General features: G+C 36.4%; 24 protein-coding genes, 2 tRNA genes and 1 rRNA gene. 10 read left to right on the top strand and 17 right to left on the bottom strand.

Annotated elements, in window-relative coordinates; translation table 11 throughout:
- Nucleotides 1–243 precede the first annotated feature (243 nt).
- The gene (locus BMX63_RS16505) at nucleotides 244–864 is read left to right on the top strand and encodes a YesL family protein (protein WP_093137558.1); all 621 of its coding nucleotides are present in this window, start codon (nucleotides 244–246) and stop codon (nucleotides 862–864) included.
- 129 nt (nucleotides 865–993) lie between these two features.
- On the opposite strand, the gene BMX63_RS16500 is transcribed toward BMX63_RS16505, so the two are convergent.
- From BMX63_RS16500 to BMX63_RS16490, 3 genes are all read right to left on the bottom strand, one after another.
- Complete coding sequence (locus BMX63_RS16500) at nucleotides 994–1,815, bottom strand: carbohydrate ABC transporter permease (RefSeq protein ID WP_093137556.1); 822 nt, start codon at nucleotides 1,813–1,815, stop codon at nucleotides 994–996.
- A 14-nt stretch (nucleotides 1,816–1,829) separates the two neighbouring features.
- Nucleotides 1,830–2,708, bottom strand: a complete 879-nt coding sequence (locus BMX63_RS16495) for a carbohydrate ABC transporter permease (protein ID WP_093137555.1) — start codon at nucleotides 2,706–2,708, stop codon at nucleotides 1,830–1,832.
- A gap of 137 nt (nucleotides 2,709–2,845) precedes the next feature.
- Complete coding sequence (locus tag BMX63_RS16490; protein ID WP_093137553.1) at nucleotides 2,846–4,144, bottom strand: extracellular solute-binding protein; 1,299 nt, start codon at nucleotides 4,142–4,144, stop codon at nucleotides 2,846–2,848.
- A 448-nt stretch (nucleotides 4,145–4,592) separates the two neighbouring features.
- Here BMX63_RS16490 and BMX63_RS16485 point away from each other — a divergent pair, with 448 nt between their 5' ends.
- The 4 genes from BMX63_RS16485 (at nucleotide 4,593) to BMX63_RS16470 (ending at nucleotide 7,731) form a co-directional block, all read left to right on the top strand.
- Nucleotides 4,593–5,507 (top strand): LysR family transcriptional regulator, encoded by a 915-nt coding sequence (locus tag BMX63_RS16485; RefSeq protein WP_093137552.1) that lies wholly within the window; start codon nucleotides 4,593–4,595, stop codon nucleotides 5,505–5,507.
- 266 nt (nucleotides 5,508–5,773) lie between these two features.
- A complete protein-coding gene (locus BMX63_RS16480; RefSeq protein WP_093137550.1) occupies nucleotides 5,774–6,289 on the top strand; it encodes an acyl-CoA thioesterase in 516 nt (171 codons plus the stop codon).
- A gap of 26 nt (nucleotides 6,290–6,315) precedes the next feature.
- Entirely contained in the window at nucleotides 6,316–6,690 is a 375-nt protein-coding gene (locus BMX63_RS16475) for a hypothetical protein (protein ID WP_093137549.1), read from the top strand.
- Between the two features lie 390 nt (nucleotides 6,691–7,080).
- A complete protein-coding gene (locus BMX63_RS16470; protein ID WP_093137547.1) occupies nucleotides 7,081–7,731 on the top strand; it encodes a DUF3108 domain-containing protein in 651 nt (216 codons plus the stop codon).
- Between the two features lie 328 nt (nucleotides 7,732–8,059).
- Here BMX63_RS16470 and BMX63_RS16465 read toward each other — a convergent pair whose 3' ends face one another.
- Nucleotides 8,060–8,719 carry an N-acetylmuramoyl-L-alanine amidase family protein gene (locus tag BMX63_RS16465; protein ID WP_093137546.1) on the bottom strand — a complete coding sequence of 220 codons (660 nt, stop codon included), beginning with the start codon at nucleotides 8,717–8,719 and terminating at the stop codon, nucleotides 8,060–8,062.
- 173 nt (nucleotides 8,720–8,892) lie between these two features.
- On the opposite strand from BMX63_RS16465, the gene BMX63_RS18695 reads away from it, so the two are divergent.
- A complete protein-coding gene (locus BMX63_RS18695) occupies nucleotides 8,893–9,015 on the top strand; it encodes a hypothetical protein (RefSeq protein ID WP_281242767.1) in 123 nt (40 codons plus the stop codon).
- Nucleotides 9,016–9,413: 398 nt separating this feature from the next.
- Here BMX63_RS18695 and BMX63_RS16460 read toward each other — a convergent pair whose 3' ends face one another.
- Both BMX63_RS16460 and BMX63_RS16455 read right to left on the bottom strand, forming a co-directional pair.
- Nucleotides 9,414–10,142 (bottom strand): MOSC domain-containing protein, encoded by a 729-nt coding sequence (locus BMX63_RS16460; protein WP_093137544.1) that lies wholly within the window; start codon nucleotides 10,140–10,142, stop codon nucleotides 9,414–9,416.
- A 653-nt stretch (nucleotides 10,143–10,795) separates the two neighbouring features.
- Complete coding sequence (locus BMX63_RS16455) at nucleotides 10,796–10,984, bottom strand: efflux RND transporter permease subunit (protein WP_093137543.1); 189 nt, start codon at nucleotides 10,982–10,984, stop codon at nucleotides 10,796–10,798.
- On the opposite strand from BMX63_RS16455, the gene BMX63_RS16450 reads away from it, so the two are divergent.
- Nucleotides 10,966–11,286 (top strand): hypothetical protein, encoded by a 321-nt coding sequence (locus BMX63_RS16450; protein WP_093137541.1) that lies wholly within the window; start codon nucleotides 10,966–10,968, stop codon nucleotides 11,284–11,286. The genes BMX63_RS16455 and BMX63_RS16450 overlap by 19 nt on opposite strands.
- A 90-nt stretch (nucleotides 11,287–11,376) precedes the next feature.
- On the opposite strand, the gene groL is transcribed toward BMX63_RS16450, so the two are convergent.
- Together groL and groES are read right to left on the bottom strand one after the other, a co-directional pair.
- Nucleotides 11,377–13,014 carry a chaperonin GroEL gene (gene groL / locus BMX63_RS16445; RefSeq protein ID WP_093137539.1) on the bottom strand — a complete coding sequence of 546 codons (1,638 nt, stop codon included), beginning with the start codon at nucleotides 13,012–13,014 and terminating at the stop codon, nucleotides 11,377–11,379.
- Between the two features lie 61 nt (nucleotides 13,015–13,075).
- Nucleotides 13,076–13,360, bottom strand: a complete 285-nt coding sequence (gene groES / locus BMX63_RS16440; RefSeq protein ID WP_093137537.1) for a co-chaperone GroES — start codon at nucleotides 13,358–13,360, stop codon at nucleotides 13,076–13,078.
- A 308-nt stretch (nucleotides 13,361–13,668) separates the two neighbouring features.
- Here groES and BMX63_RS16435 point away from each other — a divergent pair, with 308 nt between their 5' ends.
- A complete protein-coding gene (locus BMX63_RS16435) occupies nucleotides 13,669–14,376 on the top strand; it encodes a CPBP family intramembrane glutamic endopeptidase (protein WP_093137535.1) in 708 nt (235 codons plus the stop codon).
- A gap of 6 nt (nucleotides 14,377–14,382) precedes the next feature.
- Nucleotides 14,383–14,589 carry a YdiK family protein gene (locus BMX63_RS16430; RefSeq protein WP_093137533.1) on the top strand — a complete coding sequence of 69 codons (207 nt, stop codon included), beginning with the start codon at nucleotides 14,383–14,385 and terminating at the stop codon, nucleotides 14,587–14,589.
- A gap of 39 nt (nucleotides 14,590–14,628) precedes the next feature.
- Here BMX63_RS16430 and BMX63_RS16425 read toward each other — a convergent pair whose 3' ends face one another.
- Nucleotides 14,629–15,303, bottom strand: a complete 675-nt coding sequence (locus BMX63_RS16425; RefSeq protein WP_093137531.1) for a redox-sensing transcriptional repressor Rex — start codon at nucleotides 15,301–15,303, stop codon at nucleotides 14,629–14,631.
- A 112-nt stretch (nucleotides 15,304–15,415) separates the two neighbouring features.
- Here BMX63_RS16425 and BMX63_RS16420 point away from each other — a divergent pair, with 112 nt between their 5' ends.
- Nucleotides 15,416–17,347, top strand: a complete 1,932-nt coding sequence (locus BMX63_RS16420) for an ABC-F family ATP-binding cassette domain-containing protein (protein WP_093137529.1) — start codon at nucleotides 15,416–15,418, stop codon at nucleotides 17,345–17,347.
- A gap of 290 nt (nucleotides 17,348–17,637) precedes the next feature.
- On the opposite strand, the gene tsaD is transcribed toward BMX63_RS16420, so the two are convergent.
- The 8 genes from tsaD to rrf form a co-directional block, all read right to left on the bottom strand.
- A complete protein-coding gene (gene tsaD / locus BMX63_RS16415) occupies nucleotides 17,638–18,684 on the bottom strand; it encodes a tRNA (adenosine(37)-N6)-threonylcarbamoyltransferase complex transferase subunit TsaD (RefSeq protein WP_425441506.1) in 1,047 nt (348 codons plus the stop codon).
- Nucleotides 18,681–19,127, bottom strand: coding sequence for a ribosomal protein S18-alanine N-acetyltransferase (gene rimI, locus BMX63_RS16410; RefSeq protein WP_093137525.1), 447 nt, complete (start codon nucleotides 19,125–19,127; stop codon nucleotides 18,681–18,683). Before rimI ends, tsaD begins: the two co-directional genes overlap by 4 nt.
- Nucleotides 19,120–19,827: a tRNA (adenosine(37)-N6)-threonylcarbamoyltransferase complex dimerization subunit type 1 TsaB gene (tsaB, locus tag BMX63_RS16405; RefSeq protein ID WP_093137524.1), complete on the bottom strand. Its 708-nt coding sequence runs from the start codon at nucleotides 19,825–19,827 to the stop codon at nucleotides 19,120–19,122. Before tsaB ends, rimI begins: the two co-directional genes overlap by 8 nt.
- Entirely contained in the window at nucleotides 19,824–20,279 is a 456-nt protein-coding gene (tsaE, locus tag BMX63_RS16400; RefSeq protein ID WP_093137522.1) for a tRNA (adenosine(37)-N6)-threonylcarbamoyltransferase complex ATPase subunit type 1 TsaE, read from the bottom strand. Before tsaE ends, tsaB begins: the two co-directional genes overlap by 4 nt.
- Before the next feature lie 19 nt (nucleotides 20,280–20,298).
- The gene (thiL, locus tag BMX63_RS16395) at nucleotides 20,299–21,267 is read right to left on the bottom strand and encodes a thiamine-phosphate kinase (protein WP_093137520.1); all 969 of its coding nucleotides are present in this window, start codon (nucleotides 21,265–21,267) and stop codon (nucleotides 20,299–20,301) included.
- Nucleotides 21,268–21,422: 155 nt separating this feature from the next.
- Nucleotides 21,423–21,499: transfer RNA gene (locus BMX63_RS16390), tRNA-Asp, on the bottom strand.
- Between the two features lie 2 nt (nucleotides 21,500–21,501).
- A tRNA-Met gene (locus tag BMX63_RS16385) sits at nucleotides 21,502–21,578 on the bottom strand.
- 42 nt (nucleotides 21,579–21,620) lie between these two features.
- Nucleotides 21,621–21,736 (bottom strand): 5S ribosomal RNA (gene rrf / locus BMX63_RS16380).
- Nucleotides 21,737–21,752: the final 16 nt, after the last annotated feature.

Genomic DNA, 21,752 nt, shown 5'->3' with positions numbered 1-21,752 from the left:
AAACAGTCCTTCCAAAGAGTGAATAAGGTAGACACCTCCAGCATTACTTCCCCTTGCTAATATACAATGAATATTAAGACTTCCCTCATACATTTTCCATTTACACAGATATGCAAAAAACAGAGATTGTTGTAAAATGTCTATTATATGACAGAGACTATTAGACTATTGAGCAGTGAGATTATTCTCTGCATAGAAAGATTTACTGATACCTCAAAATGACGTTACGGGGAGGATACAGGTTTGAATATAATCATGAGTAAAATCTATACGATAATGGAATGGATTACTAAATTCGCTTATGTAAACGCTTTATGGATTATTTTTACATTATTAGGAGGTATCATTCTTGGTTTCTATCCCGCTACGATTGCTATGTTTGCAATGGTCCGTGATTGGCTGCGAAATAACCCTGATCTCCCAGTCCTAAAAACCTTCTGGGAATATTACAAGCGTGATTTTCTAAAAAGCAATTTGCTAGGAATCATGTTAAACGTATTATTGGCTTTTATTGCTATTGATATTTATTACATTCAGTTTGATATAAATGAAGCCATAAGCTGGACCTATATTCCTTTGTTCGCATTCATTCTTATTGTCATATTATTTGTGTTTTATGTTATTCCAGTCTTTGTGCATTACGATTTAAACATCCCTGCCGTAATCAAGAATGCTTTTTTAATCATGTTAATTAGTCCAATCATGAGCTTTCTAATGATTACATGTCTTGCCTCCACCTATTTTATTATGTGGCACATACCCGCCTTATTTTTTATATTTGGGGGAACAACTTATGCCTTTATAACGACCTGGCTTAGTCTTCATGCCTTTGATAAAGTACAACGAAAACACGAGGGCTTATAAAAAATATTTATTCAAAACGTTTTAAGCTGAAATAAATGTTTCTTGATTAAAAAGAGACCACCCCGGCCTACTGTTTTCTGGAAATAGTAAGCTGAGGTGGTCTTTATGGATAAAGTCCAGTCAGATCCATCATCCTTTTACTGCACTTGCGGTAATGCCTTCCATAATCTTTTCACTGAAAAATAGAAAGGCGATAATAATGGGCAACACACTAATAACCAGCGTTGCTCCAATAGCCCCCCAGTCTGTCATATACTGTCCTATAAAGTTCTGTATACCAACCGTTAATGTTTTGAATGCATCTGAACTAATAAAGGTATTGACAAACACAAATTCATTCCAGTTATAAATCATATTGATAATAACGGTTGTTGATAGGATTGGAGCAGATAACGGTAATATAATCTGGAAAAACATACGATGAATGGAGCTTCCATCTATAATCGCTGCTTCTTCGATTTCCCGCGGTATGGTTGTATAGAAGCCTAGTAAAATCATTACTGTAATCGGCAGGTTATACGTTGTGTATGTGATGATAATGGACAATGGATTATCAATTAAATGAACATTTAAAAACATATTATAGAGTGGAATCAAAGCAGAATGGATCGGAATCATTAATCCTATCATGATAATCCCCAATACAAGACTACTAAATTTCCAGTGCATTCTAGTAATCGTATACGTTGCCATACTAGCAATTAGGATGGTTAGTCCTGTTGCAACAACCGTTATCCATACACTGTTCCAGAAATACGTCCCTACTCCACCTTCAAATACTTTTAAATAATTGTCCCATTTCGGGTCCGTTGGTAAAGCAAAAGGATTTCCCGCAAAGATCTCCTGGTTGGATTTTAGTGAAAACAAAACCAGCCAAATAATAGGAAAGATTTGAAACACAGCCACAAATGCTAAAACAGTATATAATAAAATATAACCAATATGTCTCATGATATGACCTCCTATTAATATTGAATTTCTTCTTTGGTTGCTGTTAATTTACGGATAATAATGGTGACAATTAGGGTAATAATCAACAATAAAAATCCTATTGCACTTCCGTAACCAAAGTCATAGCTTTCAAAGGCTAATTTATACATATAGGACGCCATAACTTCACTAGCTCCATTCGGGCCTCCACCTGTCATAACATAAATCAAGTCAAAGTATTTTAATGAGCCAACTACCGATAACACAATGGTTACCTTAATTACATTCATTATTAAGGGAATTTTCATTTTCATGGCAATTTGTACTGGTGAAGCACCGTCAATTTTTGCCGCTTCTATTAATGATTGTGGAATATTTTTTAACGCCGCATAATAGATTAATATATAAAATCCAGCATATTGCCAGATGATTGGGATAAAAATAGCATATAATGCAATATCTGGATCAGCCAGCCAGTTAGGCGGATTTTCCACACCAAAGAATATAAGTACACTATTGAGCATCCCATTAGTCGGGTTGTATACCTTAATCCATAATTGTGCAATTGCTACGGAAGATAATAACATGGGTATTAAATAAATTTTCCTCAATAGGTTTGCACCTTTAATTTTGGAAGCTAAAATTAATGCAACAATCAGGTATAAAATGAGACTAAGAGCAGAGAATAATGCTAATAAAAAGGAATGAAAAGCACTTTCCCAGAACTTTGCATCCTGCAATGCAACCATATAATTTTCCAGGCCGATAAATTCCATTGCACTTATTCCGTCCCAATCCATCAATCCAAAATATCCGGAAAGTATTAACGGAACGACAATGAGAACACCTATTAAAAATAGTGCCGGGAACGTATAAAGAAAAATAATCCACTTATTGGACATGATTTTATTCATAGTATTCAACCCCATTGTCTTTATTCTGTATTAAAAAGATTATTAGAGAAAATCTATTATAAGTAGAAAAGGACAATCCCCAGGCTTTAGGATATGTCCTTTTCGAATGGGCAAATAGATTTTACTGTTTGCGAGTGTTATTCCTCCCCTGCCAGAGCATCTTCATTTCTCTTTGCAAATTCCTCTGGTGTTATTTCTCCACCAAACAGTGCTTGAATCGCATCCAGATGTACTTGTGCATCTTCTGCATTCATTTGAACGTCTGCATACAAGGTAATATTTTCGGCGGTATTCAAGTCATTTAATACATTGTTGTACATCTCTGGAAGATCCATTGATTCAGCATCCACTTTAGTCCCTGGAATAACACCTACGTCTGTGACCGCTCTCTCTCCCCATTGTTCTACAAGGTAAGAAGCAAATTTCTTGGCTTCTTCTTTGACATCAGAGTTTTCAGCAACAAATAATCCAACACCTGTACCACCAATATAACTGTTTGTATTTCCATTCCCGCCAACAGTTGGAAACTTAAAGTACCCTACATTATCTCTAAATTCTTGTGAAACATCCTCATTGGTTGTATAGTTTGGCAGATCCCAAGTAGCAATTAAATACATAGCTGCTTGTTCTGCCATAAACATACTTTTGGCTTCTTCATCGGCAAGACCATTAAAACCTTCTACAAAAGCATCTGCACCAACTAAATTTTGAACTTCCTCAGCAGCTTGAACCAATGCTGGATCCTCAAAAGAATTTTCACGATTAATCGCATTCGTTAAAACGTCTTCATTTCCACTTAATCGATCGGCTAAATACATGTACCACATAGAACCCGTCCACGCATCTTTATTACCTAAAGCAATTGGGGTGACATCGTTTTCATTTAATGTTGCAACTATATCTTTTAATTCTTCTAATGTTTGGGGTTCCTCCAACCCATACTCTTCAAAAATTGCCTTATTATAGAAGATATAGGAAGTATTTAATTCTAATGGCAGTCCGTATGTTGTACCATCTACAGAAAATGCTTCAGTTGTACCGGAAACAAAATCATCCTTATTAATGACATCATCTAAAGACGCGTACATATCCCCCTCTACATAAGGCTCCATGTAACCCGCAGCCCATGTCATACCAACATCAGGCAATTTATCCGATGTTGACAATACCTTAATTTTGTCTTTATATTGCTCATTACTTAATACTTCCAAATTAATGGATATGTCTGGATTTTCCTCTTCAAAACCAGAAATGATATCGTTTACAATTTTGTGATGCTGAGCAGAGCTTCCCTCAGGCCATAAATGCATAAACTCTACCGTTTTCTTATCGCCGGAGCTCGCTTCCTCGGATCCACCGGTATCCGAACATGCAGCAAGAACAAATAATGAAATGACCAAAACAGCCACAAATGAAATCGCTTTCTTATTTTTCATCACTTTACCCCCTGAAATTTTAATAATGCTTATAGGTATAAGCTTATAAATATTCTACCAAAGCCTCCATTGTTTGTCTAGTGGATAAACAAAGTTTATGATGAATTGGTAAAAGGCTAAACGATTCTGAAATTGGAGAAAGAACTGATGGAAGATGACAGAAACACGAACGTGGAAACCAACATGCATGGGAGTTTCAACCTTTTCTGCAGAAGCATTCCTGAACAATGACTATCATAGTAAATATTCAGTAGGTTAAATCATTATTCAGCATTCATTTTGTTGAATGGTTACGGATAGAAAATTTTAAAGGCAGTTTATTTGTTAAACGCCCTCTTTGTTTTTATAATTAGATAGAAAAAATTTAAAAATGAGGCATACTAAAATTATCCTCCCCTTAGCTCATGGTGTGTGCTTATGGAAAAACGAAAAAAGGTGTTTTGAACAAATGGAAATTAAGCATTTGGAATATTTTATTGAAGTCACTGATACGGGTAGTTTTACCCAGGCGGCAGAAAACCTGTATATTACGCAGCCTGCCCTCAGCCGGATTATCAAATCCCTGGAAAGCGAGCTGGGTGCCCCTCTTTTTATCCGTTCTCGGAAAAAGCTGTTATTAACAGATGTAGGGCAAATCCTTTATAAACATGCTCAAGTCATTGAAAGGCAACTTAAACTCCTGGAGACAGATATTGATAACTTATTAGTACTGAAAAAAGGCTCTATTCGTTTAGGATTACCTACAATTATTAATTCCTTTTTCTTCTCCCAACTTATGGCTTCCTTTCATAAACAATATCCTGAAGTAACGTTCCAATTAGAAGAAGATGGATCAAAGCGGATTGAAGAAAAGATTGTCAACGATGACCTGGACTTTGGTGTAGTTGTACTTCCTGACAACCATGATATGTTTGATTATTACAATTTTGTTAATGATCATTTAAAATTAGTTGTTCCATTCTCTCATCATCTCGCGGAGAAAGAGGAAATCTCCTTGCATGAACTTAAAGATGAGTCATTTATTATGTTTAATCGGGATTTTGAATTAAGAAATATAATATTAAAAGCTTGCATTGAAGACGGTTTTGAACCAAATATCATTTCTGAAACCTCACAATTGGATTTTATTGAAGAAATGGTTGCTTATAACCTCGGTATTACCCTTCTCCCTGAAAGTACGTGTATGGAGTTAACAAGTAATTTGCAGACGATAACCATCTCTAATCCTAAAATAGAATGGAATCTTGCTTTAATTTGGAAAAAAGATGCTTACTTATCACAGGTTGCAAAAGAATTTATCAGATTTGCAAAACTCAAGCTGGTAACAGAGGATAACTATTCTGATATCAAAGAAGATGAATAAAGCAGGCTACCCAATACAGGGAAGCTTGCTTTTTATTTTGTTATTTTAAGTTGTTCATCATTGACATGAACGACTAATAGGACTGAACAATAATACGTTCCTCCTTCTGCCTCATCCTATTGTCAATGCTGTATTTCTTCAAATCGCTTACATAATGATTCATTATAAATGCTATGTTTGATTGGCATTGTACTTTAATAGCTTAGAGGCTTTATAATAATTCTCGTGAAATTAAAAATATGAATTTACTGCAAAGGTGATAAATTATGGAAGCAAAGAAAATTAACGAAACAAGAGTCGTTCAAACAGACCAGGTTCTCATAAATGATTTGAACAACTATCATACTTTATTTGGTGGCGTTTTAATGAAAAAGATGGATGCCTGCGCAACGCTTTCCGCTCGTAGACATTCCAGAATAAAAGAATGTGTTACTGCATCAACTGATTCCGTAAATTTCATTGAACCCATTCGCCAAAGTGATTCAGTCTGCATTGAATCATTTGTCAGCTATACCGGAAGTAGCTCGATGGAAATTTTCTGTAAGGTTATAGCAGAGGATCTTGAAACAGCAAATCGAAGGGTAGCAGCCACAGCATTCTTTACTTTTGTTCCTCTTGATGAAAATAAGAAGCCTGTTGAAGTACCAAATGTTATACCTGAAACAGATGAAGAGAAATTTCTTTATGAATCCGGAAAAGAGCGGGAAAAAATCCGTAAATTTAAGAGACAACAAAATAAAGAACTCATTTCACACCTTGTATTGGAAAAGCCCTGGGATTAATAGAAACATACAAAAGGAGTGATTACATGATTACATCCCCAAGTTATAAGGAACTATTAAAGGCGAAAAAAGACATCGAAGAATTAAACAGTTCCAAACCTGCTATTCATCAAAAATTCTTGAATGTAATTAAACTTACACGTCAATTACAATATGGATATCAATTTTTGGGCTGCTTGATTATGGATGAAGACCCTGGGGATTTTAGTCCGGTTTCCCAGGACGAGTATGTGTTATCTGTTTTTGAAGAGCAGATTGAAAACCTAAAATCCGATCAATCTTTTAACCATTTAAAAAGTATGCTAAATGATAATAAACAAGTTAGCTATGCGAATATATGTAAGTTAGCGTTAGGAACAAGCCCAACATCATTGGTTGGTCCAACTTTAGTCCGAAGATAATAGATGTCTCATTTTTATTGTACACCCTTCTGAAAAAGAAGCATGCTGCTTATTTGTAACGGGTTCGGTTTTGGAGTACAAAACACGAAATAACATACCAAATAGCAGTCCAATTAACAGGCAAATTGGGCTGCTTATTTTTATTGATTTAAAGGGGTTTTTCAATTAAATAAATGCAAATTAACATTGGAATTCACATCGCTTTTAGTGAGGTGACACAACTTATTGTCATCCATCGAGTTCATGTATTAAAACAAATGTTATTTACATGGTTAAAGTTCAGTATTTAAGAATGGTATTATGTATATTTATGTTAAAATCAAGGGAGAACGCTATTCAACTAACGTGCAGTTTTGTTTAAGAATAAATAGATGCTTGAGGTGGAAGTTAATGTCGCTAATATTACCAGGAGATTCCTCTATTCAATGGACATCGTTCGAGGAGACAGTGGATAGGAAGATAGTAATAATCCAAGAAAATAATATTAGAAAACAAGTTGGATTTACTACTGAACAAGTAATTGAAGAAATTCATGAATCCAAAAAAATGTTAAGAAGGACTCAAACTTTGAAATCGGATTTGATAGGTGATATAGAAGCAATATCAATAATTTCAAAAGATACATTTAAGCCATATAAACATAAAATTATAACTGAAGATTCAACCAAAGTAGTAGAATATTTTGATTCAAATGTACGACTTATCCATTCTAATAAGGAAAGAAATATAAAAACAGAAACCAAACTATTCGAAAACCATTCTGTTGAAATGGTTATCCGATTATTACCCTTACATCAAGGCTTTTTATCTAATCTTGTTGCTTTTCATCCTGGTAAAGAGAAAATAATAAATGTTGCTATTAGAGTTGTGTCAAAAGAGATTGTAAAAAAATGCGGAGTGGAAATGGTTGAATCTTGGAAAGTAGAAGTAGACTTTGAAGGTAATATACAAAATTATTGGATTAGCGTAAATGAAAAAGAACTCTTAAAACAAGAAAATGTCTTATCTCCTGATGCAAAGATGATATTTGAAAGGGTATAGTGTGATATTCAACTAACGGGTGCGTTAGTTGAAGAAGAGAATAAAAAGAAACGCTCAGAGATTAAAAATTTCTGAGCGTTTTTTAGTGCCAATTATATTGTGATTTTAGTTGTTATTTCGGTTGCTAATTATAGTGCGTTTTAACCTTCTATTTGTAATTTTGTACTCCAAAACAGAACGGTTTAGCTTATTTGCAGATGCTTCTTTTTTGGTAATGTAAAGGCTGTTTTCGCCATGTTCCGCCATTTTGCTCTTTTTTAAGTTTAAATCTGTAAATATAGATGCTGATTCCGCTTCAGTGCGCTCACTTTAAGAGATGGATTTTATCCTATACTTTCACTTGGTATTCTTTTATTCCTTCAACAATTGAAGCGGCAACACGATCATGAAAATCGTCAGTCCACATTTTGGACTCATCCTGAGGATTCGTCAGATAACCCACTTCTATCAAAGCCGCTGGCATTTTCGTATCCTTTACAACAAAAAGATTTTCCTTCTTTATTCCTCTATTACTAAATCCGGTAGCTTGAACCACATTTTTTTGCATAATCTGAGCAAAAATACGGGAATGATTGTGATAATAAAACGTTTCTGTTCCCGAAACATTGGGATTGGAAAACGTGTTTCCGTGAATAGATATAAATAAATCCGCATTTAGATTATTAGCATACTTCGGTCTGTATCTACTTTCCTGTGAAATAAAGCTATCATCCTTTCTGGTCATAAAAACTTGTATTTCAGACTCTTGCTCCAACAGCTTTTCCACCTTTTTCGATACACTTAGAGTGAAATCCTTTTCATACTGGCCACTGGCCCCTTTAGCCCCGACATCTTTTCCGCCATGTCCTGGATCAATAACAACTTTTAAAGCTGTATTATTGTTTTGATCACTATTATGATTATCTTGATTGTCGTCGGAATTGCTATTGCAAGCAGTTATTACTATTAAAAATAAGAGAAAATTAATAAACATTACATATTTTTTCATGTTTCTACCTTCTTTCTATTTTTCTATATGTCAGGAGTAGCTATTAAGCGTAAAACCGGTGACAACAGTCATAGTTCATTCACCCCTCTTTTTCCCTAGCATTTTTGTACTATTTAAAGATTAATATAGAGAGAGAAAGATGAGATAAAAATGGGATCGATATTATTTAAAGAATGATTAATAGTGTTGTTACTAGAATTCATATCGTCAATGAGCATGTCATAGGTAACAAAAGTGAAAGTGCCTATGTCACCCTAAGACAGGGCAGTGGAACAAACTATGCTGAAACAGCCTAAAATTTATCATTTTCCAACCCCAAAAAGCCATCCGTTCAGTACTTTTGAACGGATGACTTATGTAAATAAATATCCAATTATCCCTTCAGCTTGGCAAAATGAAAAATTTCTTAATACATGTCTATCCTTTTTTGTTTAAATAGAAAAAAACTGCACTCCATCTTCTGTATTCGATACACCATGCAACGCTAACTTTGAAATTAGCAAGTCCTAACCCCGTTCCAGTTTACATGATATTCGGCATGGTAAGAATCCTCGTTAAATGTTGTTTACTTTAGTACTGCTTTACATTATTATTATCTTTTTCAACGTTTAAGACAAAACCGATTGTTCGGGGGCCTTGAAAACTTCTAAAATTTGCTCTTCCCTTCCCCATACACTTCCTGGCCTTCAAAAATTCAATCAAGAAGATGAACTTCATCATCTACTTTAATGTCACCTTTTTTTATCACAGAAGCATAAACGCCAAAATTATTGTTTCTTTCTTTTATAACCGTTTTATGTAAACTCGAATCTCGTTCGGCATTTTCGGGATTAACAGTAATAATCATACACCTTTTACAATGTCCTACAAATTCCATTTCTACTTCCGTTCCTATTTTAAAACGTCGGCCAATCCATTCTTCCTCAATAAAGGGGACTTTATCCTTTAATGAAATAAATAAATTAGGACGAAAACGTCTCGAATCAACTTGGTCTTTTCCCCATAGTTCTTTCAACTTATCTAATGAAGCATCTGTTGCAAGCAGAATGTTTTCTACTGCAATTGGCCCTATAGGTACATGTGTAGGGGAATATTCGATAGTAGAGATTTTTCGGTTCGATTTGTTTTCGATTTCTTTTATTAGTTCTTGATCTCTCCAATCAAAAACCTTACCCTCGGGTGTCATTACTTTCACCTTAGGATATTCTTCCATTGATTCTTCTCCTACAAATCCCGCTTTATATCGAACCATTTCTGGGAATTGTGTTATGGTTAAGAAATTTCCTTTTTTTGTATCATCTAAATAAGCATGACTACGGTCTCCATATAAACCATATTCCATTATTTTAGTTTGTTGTACACTTTCCCCACGAAATGATTTTACAGGATGGCGAACCATTTCTTTGATATGACCGACTAACATTTCATCACTCCTTCACTCCCGTATTCATTTTATCTTACTTTGTGTTAGCAGAGCCCCTTTTCAACACTACTGCGAACTAATAAAATAGCGTTTCGGACTTTACAGAAACCCTGCCATATTAGCATTCCTGTAGTACGTTCATTTGAGCTTTGAAAAAATAGAACCCTCAATAAGATAAGGGTACAGACACCACTCTATAACTCAAATTCTAAGGAGGCTTATATGAAGTTTAAAATGCAAGACAAACAAAATCAACTAATTGAAAGGAATACTTTCAAGTATACCAAATACTTCCTTATCAACCATTTCCCGTTGAGTTGTGGCGAGATCAAATTCCTCAAGAATTGTTCTAGGTGTAGTTTATATGCATCATGTGCCTATCATTGCCAACCGATATCTTGAACTTCCATCGAACGTTATTCCTTTGGTGTGGGGAATAAACGAAGGGCAGCGAGTGCTCCTTTCCATTTTACGTCTTTAAAAACTTGTTTAAAACTTGTTTAAGTTCAGGGAAGATAACCTCATCTCTATGATTCATTTGGTTAGCAGCACTGACCAGGCGTTTAACGACTACATCACCACTTCGATCATTTTCTCTATGTTTAAAATAAAAAACTAGGCTCCCTTACAATAGGAGCCTAGCTTCTCTCGTTTTATGATTTATTTTTTTTACTGAATTTAGCAAACACTTCATATACGATTGGTACAATAACAAGAGTCAACAATGTGGAACTTGTTAAACCACCTATAACGGTAACACCCAATCCTTTGGAAATTAAACCGCCTTTGTTACGATATAATTGAAGAGCTTTCAAGAGGACAGTTGGAAAAACTACAAACATTCTTATCATGTCAAACTAAGGAAATGAATAACTCTTTAGGCTTTTTATCTTTATTTGTTGCATCACTAGCTATTTTAATTCCGATTACAGATTGGATATCAAATATAAGTGATATTTTTAATTTAATACCTTATGTTATTACACTAGGCATAATTGTGTTTATTTTTAAAGATGGACTTTACCTTAAAACTGAATATGATAACCATAACAAAAAAATTAAATATTTGATTTTTATCATTGAGACCCAAATTAAAAATAAAGAGGTTTCCAACGAACCTAATTCAATGGAAACCCCTCTATAATTTTAATAACTAATATCGGTCACTTTTTCGGACACCAAAATTAGTTTTAACGGTTATGAACGTTGATATAACAAGGTTCTGTAACCTATATTACATCATGCCGCCCATTCCGCCCATGCCACCCATGTCAGGTGCAGCACCAGCGCCGCCATCGTTCTCTTCAGGAAGGTCAGCGACAACAGCTTCTGTAGTTAGGAACATAGCCGCTACAGATGCTGCGTTTTGTAGTGCTGAACGGGTAACTTTTGTAGGGTCAACGATACCTTGTTCAATCATGTTTACCCACTCACCATTAGCAGCGTTAAAGCCAATGCCTACTTCTTCATTCTTCAAGCGCTCTACAACAACGGAGCCTTCAAGACCAGCGTTGTGAGCAATTTGACGTACTGGCTCTTCTAGTGCACGTAGCAAGATGCTTGCACCCGTTGCTTCGTCACCAGTAAGTTCAAGGTTAGCTACTTTGTTGTAAATGTTAACAAGAGCTGTTCCACCACCAGATACAATACCTTCTTCTACTGCAGCACGAGTAGAGTTCAAGGCATCTTCAATACGTAGTTTACGCTCTTTCAATTCTGTTTCAGTAGCCGCTCCAACTTTAACAACAGCTACACCACCGCCTAATTTAGCTAGGCGCTCTTGTAGTTTTTCTTTATCAAATTCAGAAGTTGTTTCTTCTAATTGGGCACGGATTTGGTTAACGCGAGCAGAGATATCGTCTGCGTTACCTGCACCTTCAACAATGGTTGTATCTTCTTTCGTTACAACGATCTTAGAAGCGCGACCTAAGTGTTCAATAGAAGCACTCTTAAGATCGAAGCCAATATCTTCTGTGATTACTTGACCGCCAGTTAGGGTTGCAATATCTTCTAACATTGCCTTACGACGATCACCAAAGCCTGGAGCTTTAACCGCTACAGCGTTGAATGTACCACGAAGCTTGTTAACAACTAATGTAGCAAGAGCTTCTCCTTCAACATCTTCAGCAATGATAAGGATTGGCTTGCTTTGTTGTACAACTTGCTCTAGTACAGGAAGTACCTCTTGAATATTAGAAATCTTCTTATCTGTAATTAAAATATATGGATCTTCTAGTTCAGCAACCATCTTATCCTGGTCGGACACCATGTATGGAGATGCATATCCGCGGTCAAATTGCATACCTTCTACAACTTCAAGCTCAGTATTGAAGCCTTTGGATTCCTCAACAGTGATAACTCCGTCATTACCTACACGTTCCATCGCTTCAGCAATTAATTGACCTACTTTATCATCACCAGAAGAAATAGAAGCTACCTGAGAAATAGAATCTCTTCCTTCGATTGGGTTGGAAACTTTTCGTAGTTCTTCTGTAGCTACTTCAACCGCTTGTTCAATACCGCGGCGTACACCTACAGGGTTTGCACCAGAAGCTACGTTTTTTAGTCCCTCTTGAATCATTGCTTGTGCAAGTACAGTTGCAGTTGTCGTACCGTCACCAGCTACATCATTTGTTTTAGATGCAACCTCAGATACCAACTGTGCACCCATGTTTTCAAAATGATCTTCAAGTTCAATTTCTTTAGCAATGGTTACACCATCGTTTGTAATAAGTGGAGATCCGTATTTTTTATCTAAAACTACGTTACGTCCTTTTGGTCCAAGCGTAACTTTTACAGCATTTGCTAATGAGTCAACTCCGCGAAGCATTGCGCGACGAGCTTCTTCACTAAATTTAATCTCTTTAGCCATGAAAATATGCCCTCCTTATAGTAATAAAAGTTTATGATATTTCAAGCGTTCCTCAAAAGTGTTAGCCGATAACAGCTAAGATATCACTTTCACGAAGAATTAAGTATTCCTGACCTTCATATTTCACTTCTGTGCCTGCATATTTTGAATAGACTACATGGTTTCCTTCTGCAACCTCAAGTGAAACACGTTCACCATTATCTGTTACATGTCCGGAACCAACCGCTACTACTTTTCCTTCTTGTGGTTTTTCTTTTGCCGAATCTGGAAGTACAATTCCACTTGAAGTTGTTTCTTCTTGTTCTACAACTTCAATGACAACACGATCACCTAGTGGCTTTAACATAATGGATACCCTCCTCAAATTCTGTTATTTTACTTTATTAGCACTCTTTTTTGGTGAGTGCTAATTCCAATTATTATAATAATGAATTTCGTATTACTTTGCAAGTAAATGAAATGATTTTTTTCTTAAGAATTTTTCGTTTATAATAGGTAAAGTACAATCATTAAATAAATTAGGATAATATATGGTCCTTTTGTACAAGATCAACTTTATATTGTCCATTAAAAAGAATATGTTTAAACCTTCGAAAATATATTCTTTTTTATAGAGAATCTTTGAAGAAATATACGAAGAAGGAGTCGTCTTAATTGCCTAGAAGATACTGGTATGTTATTTTAACTTATGCTATTGGACAATTATCAGGGATTATAGGGGGACCTTTATTATTTTCTTTAGGCGTTCCTGAAGATAATGTCCCAGGAATATGGTCGATTATCATCTTCCCTATCATGATCCTTATTGTTCTGCTATTATTAAAAACTGATATGCAGGAAGCTCGTAATCAGCGCTCCTTGCACACAGGACAAATTATATTATGGGTCATTGGCGGGTTTTTCTTTGTTTTATTCGCTAACTATTTGGCCGCATACATGGAGATGGCAGTAGGGATTGAGCCAGGTTCCAATAATACAGCGGACTTAGTCGAAATCGCTAAAACCTTCCCATTATTTCTACTCGTAACCGCTATATTAGCACCTATTTTAGAAGAAGTTATCTTTAGAAAAATTATTTTTGGATCGATTTATCAAAAATATAATTTTTTTATTGCGGCGATTATTTCTGCACTGATTTTCGGTATACTACATGGAGAGCCCGAGCACTTGTTAATTTATACAGCAGTAGGAATGGTTTTTGCTTTTCTTTATGTCAAAACCAGAACCATTTTAGTCCCTATTTTCACGCATATCTCCATTAACTCCTTTGTTTTCATTATTAACTATGTCATTACGGAAGAAGATTTACAAAGATATCAAGAACGACTGGAAGAGCTCCAGACTATTCTAATCGGAGGCTAAATTTTTATGAGAGCATCACCATTATTTATGTCTACCCTATATTTATTTATGGGGATATTGTTTACGTATATTGCGGCCCAGAGTGTAGAGGAAACACTTTGGAACTTCACCACAATTATTCTGGCTGTTGTGGCAACCTTTGATTTTGCCGTTGCCGTACGTTTAATAAACCTGCATATGAAGATAAAGAATTCTAAAAACAACAAGAAGTAAAGCCAACCCCTTGTTAACTTAAAACAAGGGGCTTTATGTTCATGAACGATGATCATCCACTAGTTCTTCTTCCTCTTCCAATGGATAATGCTTTAAGAAATAGGCTAATGATTGCAATTCAATGGATAAATCAATATGATGAATACGTATTTGGGGTGGTACGGTAATACGAGCAGGGGTAAAGTTTAAGATGCCCTCCACTCCACATTCCACAACTCTCCCTGCAATAGGTTGTGCAGATTGTGCCGGCACAGTTAAAATCGCAATATTAATATCAGTACCTATCCTTTTCTCCATCTCATCAATATGATAGACTGGGACACCCCCAACCTTTGTCCCTACTTTTTCAGGATTGGAATCAAATGCCATTTCTATCTTGGTATTATTATTTTTCGTAAAATTATAATTTAAAAAAGCCGTTCCCAGGTTTCCTACTCCTATTAATGCTACTTTTGTATAATTGTCCTGTTCTAATGCCTCCCTAAAAAAGGTCAGTAAATAATTTACATTGTAGCCATATCCCTTTTTCCCCAAAGCTCCAAAATAAGAGAAATCGCGACGAATAGTTGCTGAATCGACTTTTACAGCTTCACTTAATTCCTTAGATGAAACCCTGGCTTTGCCCTGATTGTAAAGGTTATTAATAAAACGATAATAAAGTGGAAGCCTTTTCGCAGTTGCTTGTGGTATTTTATGATGATCGTGATTCGACATACTAATCCCCCTACTTATACGATAATAAAAGATAGACACAATGAGCGTCTCTATTTTAGCTTGCTATCCTGCTTTAAGATAAGATACACTTAACCACGATGAGGTGAAAAAAATGATTTTAATGCAATTAAATAATATAGAAAAATATTTTGGCGCTGACCTTATTTTATCGAATATTAAATTAGAAGTACATAGTCAAGATCGGATTGCGATTGTAGGAAGAAACGGAGCAGGCAAGTCCACATTACTAAAGATTATGTCAGGAGAGTATTCCTACGATAATGGTGAAATGATTCGACCCAGAGATACGACCATTGGCTATCTAGCACAAAATACAGGACTAGAATCTTCCTTAACCATTTGGGAGGAAATGGAGCAGGTCTTTTCCGAGCTTAAAAAAAGAGAAAAGGAGCTTCGCCAGCTGGAAGAAAAAATGGCTGATCCTAATCTTATGGAAGACCATTCCGCTTATGAAGAGCTTTTGAAAGATTATGATGTCAAGCAGGAGGAATTCAGACGACTTGGCGGTTTTGAATACGAAGCAGATATTAAAGCCGTTTTAAATGGACTAAAGTTTTCTAACGTGAATGCCTCTATTAATGAGCTTAGCGGTGGGCAAAAAACGAGACTTGCTCTTGGGAAGCTGCTCTTGGCCAAACCAGATATTCTTATACTGGATGAGCCCACTAACCACCTGGACATCGAAACGCTCAATTGGCTGGAACAGTATTTACAAAACTACCATGGTGCAGTCGTAATTGTTTCCCACGATCGGTACTTCTTAGATAAAACAGTGACTGTGGTCTACGAAGTTTCCTTCCAGACCTCAAAAAAATATACCGGAAACTACAGTGACTACCTTGTGCAAAAAGCTCAGGATTATGAGCGAAATCTAAAGCAATACGAAAAGCAACAGGCTGAAGTGAAAAAGTTAGAGGAATTTATCCAAAAAAATATCGTAAGGGCTTCCACAACTAAACGGGCTCAAAGCAGACGAAAAAGGCTGGAAAAAATGGAGGTTATGGACAAGCCTAAGCTTGATAATCAATCAGCCAAGTTTTCCTTTGATATTGAACGTCAAAGCGGTAATGATGTTTTAAAACTAGAGAACCTATCCTTCCGCTATCAGTCTCAGCAAGCGAACATTTTTCAAAATGTGAACCTTAGTATACATCGTGAGGACCGTATTGGATTAGTCGGTCCTAATGGAATAGGAAAATCAACCTTACTAAAAACAATTGTGGGACAACTCGCTCCCTATCAGGGACATATTGATTACGGGACAAATGTTCAAATCGGCTATTATGATCAGGAGCAAACCAATCTTTCCAGCAACAAAACAGTACTGAATGAACTATGGGATGAATATCCGTTAAAGCCTGAAAAGGAAATTCGAACGGTTTTAGGGAATTTTTTATTTTCCGGAGATGATGTATTAAAAACCATTCCTTCCCTTAGTGGCGGTGAAAAAGCACGACTTGTTCTGGCTAAATTAATGCTGCAAAAGGCAAACTTTTTAATCATGGACGAGCCCACCAACCATTTGGATTTGGATAGTAAGGAGGTCCTTGAATCAGCCTTAATTGATTTTCCTGGAACTATTTTATTTGTCTCTCATGACCGCTATTTTATTAATCGGATTGCGACCAAAATTGTAGAAATGTCAAAGGAGGGAACGAACCTTTATTTAGGAGATTATGATTATTATTTATCGAAAAAACAAGAAGAAAAAGAACTGGAAGAGCTGAATGCCACACAGGATAACCAAGTAAATCCACCAGAAGAGAAAAGTCAATTCTACCAAACTAAAGCGGAAAAACGGGAAATAAGAAAACTGGAACGACGTGTGGAAGAGATAGAGAACCAGATTCAGACAATAGAAGAAACGATAGAGGGAAATGAGCAAAATATGGTGCAGCCAGAATTCCTGAATGACCATGAAAAATTACAGGAATTAACGAATGAAAATGAACAACTGGCTGTTAAACTCGATCAATTATTAGAGGAATGGACAAATCTTCAAGAGCAATTAGCGGATATATAGGAGCTGAACAGATTAGGTTCAGCTCCTTTTTCTTAGTTGAAGTTATCAACAGTTATACACAGAGTTATACACATAGCATGCGTTAAAATGGGACTAATCAGCTAAGTTACCCACAATATCCACAACTTTCCACCTGTTTATCCACAATTTTCATCCACATATTCATGACTGATATTATCAATTTTTGTCGAATTTATTCACAAAGGTTGTTCTAGCTTGTGTATAAATCAAAACCGATTCCAATGAGTCATCTAACTTCTGGAATCGGTTCTTTTATTAAGATTACATTTTTAACTCTTCCTAACAGAACGTTTCATATATTTTTCTAAACGTAAGGAAGGATTAGCATTCAAATCAAGCTCAGCACGATGACCTTCTTCATAGGCAATACTGGCTGCTGCTCCAATCATGGCCGCGTTATCTGTACATAAATGAAGAGGTGGTATTAAGACTTCAACATCTTCCTCGGCAAATTTTTTATCTAACGCACGGCGTAAGCCTTGATTTGCTGCCACACCACCAGCCACCATTAACTGTTTGACTCCAAATTCTTTCACAGCACGATAGGTTTTCGTAACCAATACATCAACTACACTTGCTTGAAAGCTTGCCGCCATATCCTCTGGTGAAATCTCTTCTTCTCTTTGCTCTGCATTGTGAAGGGTATTCATCACGGCAGTTTTTAAACCACTAAAGCTGAAGTCATAGGTATCCTCATTTATTAATGCCCTTGTAAACTGGAAAACCTCTTCTCCATCCTGTGCCAGTCGATCAATTTGCGGACCCCCAGGATAGGGTAATTTTAGTGTTTTAGCTACTTTATCATACGCCTCACCTGCAGCATCATCACGGGTTTCTCCGATGACATCAAACTGTCCATGCTCATTCATCAAAATTAGCTCAGTATGACCACCTGAAACTACTAGTGATAATAATGGAAATTCAAATTCTTTAATCAGTCTATTTGCATAAATATGACCAGCAATATGATGGATACCTATTAATGGTTTTTGATGAGCAAATGCCAATGCTTTTGCTGCTGAAACACCAATTAATAAAGCCCCTACAAGGCCTGGTCCTTCTGTTACTGCAATCGCATCCACGTCCTCCATCGTTATATTCGCCTGCTTTAATGTCTCTTCTAAAACGACTGTAATTTGTTCAATATGGTGACGTGACGCAATTTCAGGTACTACGCCTCCAAATCTTTTATGACTTTCAATTTGAGAAGCCACTACATTAGAAAGTATTTCCCGGCCATTTTTTATAACAGCCATTGCCGTCTCATCACAGCTCGTTTCAATGGCAAGAATTAATTGTTGTTCATTTATATTCATAATTTCACCCACATTACAATTGCATCTTCATGATTATCGATATAATAATTTTTCCGTATACCTACAGGGACCATACCAAATTTTTGATACATTTTTTGGGCAGGAAGATTGGAGACACGTACCTCTAACGATAATTCCTGCGCATTTAGCGCTCTTGCTTCATTTAAGACATACGAAAAGAGCTGTTGGCCATATTTATTCCCTCTATACTCAGGTAAAATCGCAATATTTGTAATTTGCGCAGCTTCATACACGATCCACAAACCACAATAGCCAAAAGGCACCTCATGATCTTCAATCACATAATAGTGCGCAAATTTATTTTGCTGCAATTCACTTCGAAAAGAACCCTCATCCCATGGAGTGATAAAGGTTCTTTTCTCAATCTCCATCACACGATTAAGATCCTGTATTCCCATCGGTCTTATTGAGACATCACCCATTTTTTCTCTGCTCCTGATTTTTTTCTAACCATTTTGCCTCAGCCTCAGCCAGTCTTAAATAATTTGGTGTTAAAGTATGAATCTCTGTTTCCGATTTTGTTTGAGCAATCTGAGCTAAAGCCGACGCTCTTGGTACTGCTAAAAAGGCTGGCGGAAATTCCGCTTGTTCACCTAAAATCTCCTTAATTTTCTCTTTATGGGTTTCCAAGTCATTACTGATAAAGAGAACTTTTTCATCCTGATTTTTTAAATCCTCCAGCCATTCCGTAAATAGAACATTTTCTTCATCCTTTACAGATGTTAGTGCCTTGTTTTCCCTTTTATACAAGCCTGCATAAACGCGCCCTCTTCTGGCATCAAAAAATGAACATATTTTTCCGTCAAAATAAAGACCATTAAATGCTGCCATTTCCAAACTTGATACAGCAATAATAGGGATATGTAAACTATAAGCCATTGTTTTGGCCGTTGTTACACCAATTCTTACTCCTGTGAAGGAACCTGGACCATGTGCTACAACAATTTGGTCAAGTTCTGCTGGTTTCATCTTCGCTTCTTCCATCGCTTGATGAATAGCGGGCATAAGCCGTACAGAATGATTGCGCTTCACATTTGTAGTAATTTCAGCAATTAGTCTCTGATTGTCCATTATGGCTACACTCATTACTTGATTCGATGTATCAATCGCTAGTACCTTCATTCCATTAGCTCCCTACAAAGTTTTTCATATCTTTCTCCAGCAGGATATAATGCCACTAATCTTCCATCATTATCTGCATACGAAATTTGTATATTCAACCGATCATCAGGCATTTCCTCTTCAATAAATTCGGCCCACTCCACAACCGTTATACCATCCCCGTCAAAATACTCATCAAAACCTAAATCCTCTTCGTAATCTTCTAAACGGTAAGCATCAATATGATATAAAGGGTAGGTTCCCTCATATTCCTTTATAATCGTAAAAGTTGGACTATTAACAGTCCGTTTAATATTTAATCCCTTTGCAAGACCTTTTGTAAATGTTGTTTTTCCTGCTCCAAGATTGCCCTCTAAGGTAATCACATCACCAGGTCGTAATTCTTTTGCTAAACGAGCCGCAAACGCTTTTGTCTCATCAGCACTTTTTGAAAAAAATTCATATGGATTCATTTCTCATCACCTAGTCTGTTCACAAATGGACATACCCTGATCGCTTTAGCTTTTCTTTTTGTCCATTTGATTGAATTAATAAAACTTGGGGATTATTCCTTGATTCCTTAACAACGCCAATGTTGGTTACCTTTGTATTTGTCTTATCAGCTGCCGCTTGTACCTTTACCCAATCTTCTTTTGCTACGGTACCTAGTAACTCAAAATCTTCTCCACCTGAAAGGACCCACTTTTTTTGGTCTTCCAGTGAATATTGTTTAATTTCTGGTCGTATAGGAAAAGCAGAATAATTCAACTCAAGACTTATTCTTGATGCCTGCGCTATTTCATTTGCCTCACTGGCAATTCCATCACTAACATCATTTAAACATAAACGTTTTAATGATTGTAACTCCTGTGCAAAATGAACTCTCGGATTTGGCATTTGGTGTCTTCGAATAAAATAGTCACGATTTTCAGCTTTTTTTTGCTCCAACAACAAATGTAACCCATAGGCTGAATCACCAAGGTGCCCTGTAACAAATATATAATCCCCTTCATAGGCGTAACTTCTATATCTTGAACGGTTTTTAGGGACATAACCGTAAACCGTAACGGTAATCACTAGTTCATTACCTGAAACGGTATCTCCACCAATTAAATCCATTTGATACTGCCGGGCATGATCATGCATGCCTGAATAGACTTCTTCCAACTGTTTCTGTGACCAATTCTTTGGAATTACAATCGAGACCATATAATAAGCCGGATCACATCCCATGGCAGCCAAATCACTTAAATTAGCCCCTAATATTCGATATCCAATATGGTAAGGATTCATTGTTGTTAAGCGAAAATGTATGCCTTCTACCATTGTATCTGATGCTGTTATCATATCAAAACCATTCACAGGTCGAACAACCGCTGCATCATCCCCAATCCCTTTTATTAAAGATGACTGACGATAATATTTTTGAGTTATAGAATCTATAAACGAGAACTCATCCATCTTTCATTTCTCCTTATAAGAACACTTGTTTACATTTCATAATAGCAGAAAAAGTCCATTTTCCAAAAGATGAATGATATGGAACCATTATAAAAACCTTAGGGGCATCCTAAGGTTTAATGGTGTATATGTTATGTAGTTTAATTCTTTAGTAATGGCGGTCCGGACGGGACTCGAACCCGCGACCTCCTGCGTGACAGGCAGGCATTCTAACCAGCTGAACTACCGGACCTTTGGTTGCGGGGGCAAGATTTGAACTTGCGACCTTCGGGTTATGAGCCCGACGAGCTACCAGACTGCTCCACCCCGCGATATTGTTGTGATTAATCCACAACTATATATAAATCTTTTACGCCCAGCAGCGTCCTACTCTCGCAGGGGAAGGACCCCAACTACCATCGGCGCTGGAGAGCTTAACTACTGTGTTCGGAATGGGAACAGGTGTGACCTCTCCGCCATCGCCACTGGACTTTGATTCTTCTATA

The organism is Salinibacillus kushneri (genome assembly GCF_900111405.1).
Lineage (GTDB): Bacteria > Bacillota > Bacilli > Bacillales > Alkalibacillaceae > Salinibacillus > Salinibacillus kushneri.
The sequence above is the reverse complement of the archived record's forward strand: the minus strand, read 5'-3'. Positions and strand labels throughout refer to the sequence as shown.

Excerpts from the sequence above, each read along its gene's own strand:
- BMX63_RS16500 (WP_093137556.1), bottom strand. The coding sequence starts at position 1,815 with ATGAGACATATTGGTTATATTTTATTATATACTGTTTTAGCATTTGTG.
- BMX63_RS16495 (WP_093137555.1), bottom strand. The coding sequence starts at position 2,708 with ATGAATAAAATCATGTCCAATAAGTGGATTATTTTTCTTTATACGTTC.
- BMX63_RS16490 (WP_093137553.1), bottom strand. The coding sequence starts at position 4,144 with ATGAAAAATAAGAAAGCGATTTCATTTGTGGCTGTTTTGGTCATTTCA.
- BMX63_RS16485 (WP_093137552.1), top strand. The coding sequence starts at position 4,593 with ATGGAAATTAAGCATTTGGAATATTTTATTGAAGTCACTGATACGGGT.
- BMX63_RS16480 (WP_093137550.1), top strand. The coding sequence starts at position 5,774 with ATGGAAGCAAAGAAAATTAACGAAACAAGAGTCGTTCAAACAGACCAG.
- BMX63_RS16475 (WP_093137549.1), top strand. The coding sequence starts at position 6,316 with ATGATTACATCCCCAAGTTATAAGGAACTATTAAAGGCGAAAAAAGAC.
- BMX63_RS16470 (WP_093137547.1), top strand. The coding sequence starts at position 7,081 with ATGTCGCTAATATTACCAGGAGATTCCTCTATTCAATGGACATCGTTC.
- BMX63_RS16465 (WP_093137546.1), bottom strand. The coding sequence starts at position 8,719 with ATGAAAAAATATGTAATGTTTATTAATTTTCTCTTATTTTTAATAGTA.
- BMX63_RS18695 (WP_281242767.1), top strand. The coding sequence starts at position 8,893 with ATGATTAATAGTGTTGTTACTAGAATTCATATCGTCAATGAGCATGTC.
- BMX63_RS16460 (WP_093137544.1), bottom strand. The coding sequence starts at position 10,142 with ATGTTAGTCGGTCATATCAAAGAAATGGTTCGCCATCCTGTAAAATCA.
- BMX63_RS16455 (WP_093137543.1), bottom strand. The coding sequence starts at position 10,984 with ATGTTTGTAGTTTTTCCAACTGTCCTCTTGAAAGCTCTTCAATTATAT.
- groL (WP_093137539.1), bottom strand. The coding sequence starts at position 13,014 with ATGGCTAAAGAGATTAAATTTAGTGAAGAAGCTCGTCGCGCAATGCTT.
- groES (WP_093137537.1), bottom strand. The coding sequence starts at position 13,360 with ATGTTAAAGCCACTAGGTGATCGTGTTGTCATTGAAGTTGTAGAACAA.
- BMX63_RS16430 (WP_093137533.1), top strand. The coding sequence starts at position 14,383 with ATGAGAGCATCACCATTATTTATGTCTACCCTATATTTATTTATGGGG.
- BMX63_RS16425 (WP_093137531.1), bottom strand. The coding sequence starts at position 15,303 with ATGTCGAATCACGATCATCATAAAATACCACAAGCAACTGCGAAAAGG.
- BMX63_RS16420 (WP_093137529.1), top strand. The coding sequence starts at position 15,416 with ATGATTTTAATGCAATTAAATAATATAGAAAAATATTTTGGCGCTGAC.
- tsaD (WP_425441506.1), bottom strand. The coding sequence starts at position 18,684 with ATGAATATAAATGAACAACAATTAATTCTTGCCATTGAAACGAGCTGT.
- rimI (WP_093137525.1), bottom strand. The coding sequence starts at position 19,127 with ATGGGTGATGTCTCAATAAGACCGATGGGAATACAGGATCTTAATCGT.
- tsaB (WP_093137524.1), bottom strand. The coding sequence starts at position 19,827 with ATGAAGGTACTAGCGATTGATACATCGAATCAAGTAATGAGTGTAGCC.
- tsaE (WP_093137522.1), bottom strand. The coding sequence starts at position 20,279 with ATGAATCCATATGAATTTTTTTCAAAAAGTGCTGATGAGACAAAAGCG.
- thiL (WP_093137520.1), bottom strand. The coding sequence starts at position 21,267 with ATGGATGAGTTCTCGTTTATAGATTCTATAACTCAAAAATATTATCGT.